Annotated in this window: 2 protein-coding genes; both read right to left on the bottom strand. The window is 49.9% G+C overall.

Annotation, left to right across the window (positions count from 1 at the left end; all coding sequences use genetic code 11):
* Positions 1–101 precede the first annotated feature (101 nt).
* Complete coding sequence (locus H6F80_RS14910) at positions 102–1,034, bottom strand: hypothetical protein (RefSeq protein WP_190792318.1); 933 nt, start codon at positions 1,032–1,034, stop codon at positions 102–104.
* 251 nt (positions 1,035–1,285) lie between these two features.
* Positions 1,286–1,534, bottom strand: a 249-nt coding sequence (locus tag H6F80_RS14905; protein WP_190792317.1) for a hypothetical protein, incomplete at its 5' end; no start/stop codon positions are given.

The following is a 1,534-nucleotide window of genomic DNA, read 5'->3' as shown; positions in this document are numbered from 1 at the left end:
ATCCTATATTTTGCTGATCAAGGGTCTTTGCACTATCCCAAATCTGAAGAATTTCGTTAGCAGGGGGCGATCGCAATCAGCTTTACCAAAATAGATGCAACTCAATAACAACTTCGCAATTTCAGGGAAAACATTCGGCAGACAGCGACTTGTCTCTGCTTTGTTTCTGCATCGTCAATCAATCGCTGCTTGCGTTCGCCCCAGGGGTAATCATCGGGTAACTGTGCCACCGTTGCGATCGCGTTTGCTGGCTCTCCCTGCCTAAGAAGTTGCCTCGCCGTCTCTAAAATCGTTTCGTACTGCCGCTGAAGCTGCTGCTCCTGAATTTTGTGAATTAGCACATTTCGGTTGGGTGTCCAGAAGGGATGGTCTTTGATTTGCTGGGCTGCGGTCATTGCCTGCTCAAACTGACCTAAACTCAAAGCCTGGTGAGCTGCGACCCACTGCTGCTGATTGTCTTCCCATCGCTGCTGCCACTGCTGTATTTGTGCCTGGACCTCCTTGTAGATGGGGCTGTGGGGTGGAATGGCTCCTGCGATCGTCAGGGCTTGATTGATCTGATCGACGGGTTGCCAGTAATGACTCTGGGCAAGCGCCCAAATGCATTCAGACCATTCGCGCGTCAGGTGTTGTGCTTCACTGTAGGACGGTGAATCCACAGCGATTTGACTGACCTCTGCGATTGCCTGAGCAAATTCTCCCCGCTCTGCCTGTTGCTTTGCCTGTTCAATCCGGGCTGCTGCCAGATGGATGTGACAGTTGCGCCAGTAGGTTTGTGCTGCCCAAAAAACTTGCGCCTCTTGTGGCACTTTAGCTGCCTCACGGATGCACTCTTCATGCTGACCTGCGGCTTCCAGGGCTGCGACACGATTGACCTGCGACTGTTGTTCTCGCTCATATTGCCGATTGGACTTTCGGTCCAGATAAGTATCGAGGGTAATGTAGCAGCCTACCAATCCTGTCACGACAGTACCAATTGTCAGCGCAGTTGCAATGCTGATTCTGATGAATTTCGGTGATCTATCGGAACTCATATCTCAACCCCTTGCGCTGATTGAGGTTTTGAGTTCTATTCCATAATGAAATTCGGTTTGCCTCCAGCGAATATCCGGGAGTTAGCAACGAACTTAGGCGTTTTGTAGCAAGTAACTGGTCAATAGGGTGATCGACGGGCGTATAGTGCAGTTGAGCCCAGAGTTAGAGGGTTTGCCTAAGATCGCCGAAAATCCTTATGTTCCCGAAAGCCAGGCTTAAGTTCAGCTTTCACAAATCAAGTTCAGCCAATTCAGTTCAGTGGCACGACTCGATTGAGATAGCGATCGTCCTGAATCAGATCTACGACAGGATGGGTGCCACCTTGACCAGGATGAGTCTCTTCATACCATTGCTGCCAGATCCACTGTGCCCGCTCTTTAAAGCGATCGGCAACGGTACTCCAGGATTGTGATTTGTCTAAATCATGCAAAAATTCAATAATTTGCGCGGCAATATGGCTCTCATCCCAGCCCTGTCGATGTTCATCCAGAAAAAACAG

The sequence above is a fragment of the Leptolyngbya sp. FACHB-711 genome (genome assembly GCF_014695615.1).
Lineage (GTDB): Bacteria > Cyanobacteriota > Cyanobacteriia > Elainellales > Elainellaceae > Leptolyngbya_A.
This window is presented reverse-complemented; position numbering and strand designations above follow the sequence as displayed.

What these genes read in the sequence shown, in the direction of transcription:
- H6F80_RS14910 (WP_190792318.1), bottom strand. Translation starts at nt 1,034, where the DNA reads ATGAGTTCCGATAGATCACCGAAATTCATCAGAATCAGCATTGCAACT.